At 33.9% G+C, this 5224-nt stretch carries 7 protein-coding genes and 1 pseudogene; 3 read left to right on the top strand and 5 right to left on the bottom strand.

Annotated features, from left to right (window positions below; all coding sequences use genetic code 11):
* From BTHERMOSOX_RS08990 to BTHERMOSOX_RS09000, 3 genes and pseudogenes are all read right to left on the bottom strand, one after another.
* Window positions 1-177: pseudogene (locus tag BTHERMOSOX_RS08990) on the bottom strand (IS1595-like element ISBaz1 family transposase); the annotation flags it as partial.
* A gap of 54 nt (window positions 178-231) precedes the next feature.
* A complete protein-coding gene (locus tag BTHERMOSOX_RS08995; protein ID WP_138120740.1) occupies window positions 232-897 on the bottom strand; it encodes a YdcF family protein in 666 nt (221 codons plus the stop codon).
* Entirely contained in the window at window positions 894-1646 is a 753-nt protein-coding gene (locus tag BTHERMOSOX_RS09000; RefSeq protein ID WP_138120741.1) for a glycosyltransferase family 2 protein, read from the bottom strand. The genes BTHERMOSOX_RS08995 and BTHERMOSOX_RS09000 overlap by 4 nt, the downstream gene beginning before the upstream one ends.
* Before the next feature lie 78 nt (window positions 1647-1724).
* Between BTHERMOSOX_RS09000 and BTHERMOSOX_RS09005 the strand changes: the two genes are divergently transcribed.
* The 3 genes from BTHERMOSOX_RS09005 (at window position 1725) to BTHERMOSOX_RS09015 (ending at window position 3832) form a co-directional block, all read left to right on the top strand.
* Window positions 1725-2111: a hypothetical protein gene (locus BTHERMOSOX_RS09005; protein ID WP_138120742.1), complete on the top strand. Its 387-nt coding sequence runs from the start codon at window positions 1725-1727 to the stop codon at window positions 2109-2111.
* An 85-nt stretch (window positions 2112-2196) separates the two neighbouring features.
* The gene (locus BTHERMOSOX_RS09010; RefSeq protein WP_138120743.1) at window positions 2197-3279 is read left to right on the top strand and encodes a class I SAM-dependent methyltransferase; all 1083 of its coding nucleotides are present in this window, start codon (window positions 2197-2199) and stop codon (window positions 3277-3279) included.
* A gap of 1 nt (window position 3280) precedes the next feature.
* The gene (locus BTHERMOSOX_RS09015; RefSeq protein WP_138120744.1) at window positions 3281-3832 is read left to right on the top strand and encodes an acyloxyacyl hydrolase; all 552 of its coding nucleotides are present in this window, start codon (window positions 3281-3283) and stop codon (window positions 3830-3832) included.
* 15 nt (window positions 3833-3847) lie between these two features.
* On the opposite strand, the gene BTHERMOSOX_RS09020 is transcribed toward BTHERMOSOX_RS09015, so the two are convergent.
* Complete coding sequence (locus tag BTHERMOSOX_RS09020) at window positions 3848-4558, bottom strand: lysophospholipid acyltransferase family protein (RefSeq protein WP_138120745.1); 711 nt, start codon at window positions 4556-4558, stop codon at window positions 3848-3850.
* 84 nt (window positions 4559-4642) lie between these two features.
* Window positions 4643-4951, bottom strand: a complete 309-nt coding sequence (locus tag BTHERMOSOX_RS09025; protein WP_138120746.1) for a hypothetical protein — start codon at window positions 4949-4951, stop codon at window positions 4643-4645.
* Window positions 4952-5224 lie beyond the last annotated feature (273 nt).

Below are 5224 nucleotides of genomic sequence, written 5' to 3' on the forward strand. Positions count from 1 at the left end.
TAGTTCTACAATTCTAAGCCTAATAGCGGTTAAATATTTGTTGATTGTTTGTCTGCTCAATCCTGTTAATTCCTTGATTTGAACTGCGTTCAAATCAAGAGAAAAATACTTAATTATTTCTCTAAATCTATTCTCTGAAATATGGGAACGATTTACATACTTGTTTTTTACTTTCATAACGGTACTTTAACATGATTTTAAATATGCTTAAGTTGTCATGACCCAATAATTTTACCTATTTACTGTAGATATCCTATCGAGAATTCTATTATTACCTGTCAAAATTGCCCAGTATTTTCCAGCTAAGTAAAAATTAATGAAAAAAGCCTCAATAACAACCCTCCCTATATTTGATAGCGTATATTCAAAAGAATCTTCTGCAGGACAACTCAGGGTATTAATTTTAAATCCTTTTGCCATCATAATACTACGAGCCATATGATATCGATTAGTTATTAATAAAACCTCTTGATTTTTATCACTAGATAAATTATAAAAATTCTTCAAATTTTCCAGTGTATGTTTAGACTTTTTTTCTAAAAAAATCCTTTCATGGTTGATATTGGAGTCTATAAGTACTGATTTTCCAACTTCCGACTCTGCCATGTCAGACACACCAGTCACGCCCCCTAAAATATAAACCTTGCTATCTAAATTACCCTTCAAGACTTGCTTGGCGCGATCCAACCTATCAAGATATTCATTATCAGGTAAATTGTTTTCTAATCTTTTCCCTAGCACCACTAATGTGGTTATTGCATTATCAGTAGAGCACTCCTTACTTTTTGCAATAGATAATACATGCACAAATGAAAGTAACAGACTAAACCCAGCTGTTAATATAATTACAGCTATTGATGATGATAAAGCTGTAAGCCGGTCATAATCAAACTTCATTTAAAAAAGTTTAATACTGCAGGCTTAATTACAGCCCTATAAAGCCCTTGAGGATACATCCCTCTAGAAATTAAAGACTTTCCAACCATTAAAGTAATGAGTGTTACATCTCTAACCCCTTGAAAGTGACTAGGTCTAGCATCATCCCTATAGATTGCAGGAATAGCCACCGCATGACTATAAATCCCCTTCTTCGCTGCTCTAATAATAATTTCACTTTCAAAAATAAAGCTACTATTTTTTGAAATGGAAATTTTTAAATTATTAAAAAGGCTCACTGGGTAGAGTCTAAACCCTGATTGACTATCAGAAATTGGATATCCTGACGCCCATGCAATCCAAAAATTAGCAATCTTATTTGCATAGTATCGTTTAGCGGGTATTGCACCTTTATCTGCCAAACGAGCGCCAATAATAATATGATTTTGATATCTATCTCTATCGTCAATCAAAAGACCTATATCCTCTGGCGCATGTTGAGCGTCGCCATCTAATGTAACAATAAAGTCAATTTTATTTTTCAATGCAAATTGAAAGCCATCCCATAAACTAGCAGCCTTGCCTTTATTTGTTTTATGTTTAATTAGATCAATAGGTAAGTTTTTTAACTCAGATATCGTTTCATCACTTGAGCCATCATCAACCACAATTACCATCTCACATTGCTTTAAAGCTCTTTCTACAACATCTCTAATGGTTTTTTCTTCGTTATACGCTGGAATTACGACGGTAAAATTTTTCTGAATCATCAATATATTAATAAATAGGATAAAAATATATTATAATCTTATTTGAAACTCTTATTTTAACTACACAAGGAAATAAAAATGAAATCTAATTTATTTGGAAAAATATCAATTATTGCAGTTACGCTGGCATTACTAGTAGGTTGTGGAACGGCGCCAGTTAGAAATGTTGACTCAGCTATGATTCCTGGCGAAGTTTCTATATCAAATGTTGAAAAAGCAATTGTAAGAGCAGGATCTGGACTTGGCTGGATGATGAGTAAAAAATCTGATGGTCATATTTTAGGAAAGCTAGCTTTAAGAGAGCATCTTGCAGTTGTTGACATTACATTTGACAAAAAAAGCTACTCAATTAAGTATGTAAACAGTTCGAATCTAAAATATTCAGGTGGAAAGATTCATACTAATTACAACGGTTGGATTGAAAACTTAGAAAAAGCCATTAACATTCAATTAAGCATTCTGTAAGAAGGTTTAATTAAATTAGCCATAAAACCCGCTGAGCAACTTTGAGTGTTCAGCGGGCTTTTTATATGCACCATTAGAGTAACATTTGAAACCAGAAAAACACCCTTTTGAACAAGGCAGTCAAACAGCCCAAGAAGCAATATATGATGCTCAAAAAATAGCATTTTCACCCATGACATTTCAAGCGGTTAGAATTGCCTGGAAAAGAGGGCTACTCAAAAAGATAGACAAAAGCAAGGGTGGACTAACGCCAGAAGAATTATCAAAATCTATAAAAATGAGTTTGTATGGAGTTAAGGTTCTTTTAGAATCATGCCTAAGTGTCAATGTGGTTTCATTTAAAAATGAGAAGTACTTTATAACTAAAACAGGCAAGGTTTTTTTATACAGTGAAATGACTCAAATTAATATGAATTACAATCATGATGTAAATTATCTTGGGATGTTCTACCTTGAAGAAAGCATTGACAACGCAAAGCCTGAAGGGTTAAGAAAAATATTTGGTAGCTATGATACTATCTATCCTGCATTAACATCATTACCAGAGCCTGCAAAAAGCAGCTGGTTTGCATTTGATCATTATTATTCAGATATTGCATTTCCATCAATCCTTCCACAAGTTTTTAAAGATAACCCAAAAAAAATCATGGATATTGGTGGAAACACTGGAAAATTTTCAATCATTTCTGCAAATTATAATTCTGACGTAAACATTACAATTGTTGATATACTCGAACAATTGGCTGTTGCCAAAACTGAAATTTCAAAAGCTGGTTTTTCTAATAGAATAGATACAATTCATATTAATATGCTTGATCATTCACTCGCCTTACCAAAAGAATATGATGTGATTTGGATGAGTCAGTTTCTTGATTGCTTTGGAGATAATGATATTATTAATATCTTAAAAAGAGCAGCGTCAGCTATTTCTAAAAATGGGAAAATATTCATTTTGGAAACCTATTGGGATAACCAGGAAATGGATAAAGCTGCATTCTGTATAGTCAATACATCCTTGTACTTTACAGCACTTGCCAATGGAACAAGTAGAATGTATCGTCTATCAGATATGTTAAAATTTACTGCAATGGCCAATTTAAAAGTTACTAATACCATTGAAAATACGGGCATGGGGCACACACTTCTTGAACTTCAACTTAAAAACTAAAATGAACAAAATCACTACATTTTTTGCGCTAGCAATACTATCTGTAAATTCTTATGCCGATCAATCCGATGAAAACTGGAGGGTGCTACTTGGGTCAGGACAATCCCATATAGGATGGGGCGGCACTAAGGAGTCTGTAAAAACGTATGACTTTATACTCCAGCATGAAACAATCAAGTCTAGTGAAAAAAATAGCGAGTACAGAAAATCTTTCTTATTTGAAGTCCCTGTTCACATTGTAAGAGCTCCGTACAGCTCTTACATGACAGGAGTTAACGTGTACCACAAGTGGCAACTTACAAGCAATGATAAAGTTCAGCCTTACGCTCTTATTGGCGGTGGTGGGCTCTACACCAACGCAAACATTCCAGGTACAAGTTCAAAGATTAGAGGGACGTACGGTGCAGGCTTAGGATTACAACTAAATATAAATAAAGACTTTAACTACAGTATCGAAACAAGGTTTCATCATGTCTCAAATGGAGGTATAAAGACTCCAAATGATCCACTAAACTCTCATAAAGTACTAATTGGATTTGATATTAAAATTTAAGACAAGGTTTTTGACCTAGCTATCAAATTTACTTTCTTGTTCCTGGGTCCACTCTTTAATTGTTTTTGTTATCGTTGAAGTTGATATATCTTTTGTCGAAATGGGCTTGCCAATAACAACTGTAATAATTCCAGGCTTCTTTACAAACTGACCCTTGGCCCATATTCGTCCAGCATTATGATAAATTGGAATAACATCGCATTCCGCACTTTTAGCAACAGCAGATGCTCCATTTTGATACTTACCTAATTTTTTATATGGCTTTCTCGTCCCCTCTGGAAAAATTACAACAAAAATACCATTTTTAATCCTGGTGGTTCCCTGTTCAATTACCTTTTTAATTGATTTAATCTTCTCACTTCTATTGATAAGTATAGGATGCAAAGTTGCCATTCCCCAGCCGAAAAATGGAATTCTTAACAATTCGCGTTTTAACACCCAAGTTTGGTGAGGAAATATTGTTTGAAGGAAGATTGTTTCAAAAGTAGACTGATGATTAGGTGCAATAACACAAGGCGAATCTGGAATGTTTTCCAGACCAACAACCTTGGCCTTAATATTATTTGTAACCCCGATCCACCAGATACAGAAAGCAGCCCATTTAGAGAGAATTCCATATCTTTGCTTAACATTCAAAGATGGGGATAAAAGTAGAGCGAAAGAAACTATCACAACTAAGGCTATAGTTGCCCCTATAATAAAAAATACCGATCTTATAAATAACATAGCTTTATTTTAACATTATCAGAAAGAGTACGTCTTTAAATGTAGCGGCATTAATCTTAAGCAGCCGAAGTCGCACGTAGGCGACTATTTCGACTGCTTAATATTTTCAAGATCTATTACTTTAAGTTTTACATCTAGTGTTTTAATTTCATCAGGAAGATTTTGACCTGTTTTTTGATTAAGTTCTTTCAATGCTTCCATATCTGCAGCAAGCAGTTCATCAATACTTTGTTCTATATTATTAGATTTTCTAGTATCTTTAACTTCTTCTACTTCTTTGACATCAAGCGTTAGTTTTTCAGATTTAATAACATCTGACCTTGACCTTGCTTTAACCCCGCCAAACTCAAAATTAAACCTTAAAAACCCCCTGATAGCTCGAGTTATCATCATCTACCTTACCTGGCAAGAAGTAGCTTAAAAATGGAATGGTCTCTTTCTTGGATCGTGAGTTGAGCAATGTTGACAGATTAAACAATGGCGCCAACTGTCCTGACTTTAATAAGAACTGAGTTTTAAAATCTCTTTTGTCAGTAACATGTAATCCTCCCAAAAATTAACACTCAGTAAAAGTAGAACTTTCTTATAATAAAAACATAAGGAGATTCAAATGAAGACAACACGTAAATCAGATTCACAAATCATGCACTCTTTTTAGTACCCCCT

This window comes from Bathymodiolus heckerae thiotrophic gill symbiont (genome assembly GCF_900128515.1).
Lineage (GTDB): Bacteria > Pseudomonadota > Gammaproteobacteria > PS1 > Pseudothioglobaceae > Thioglobus_A.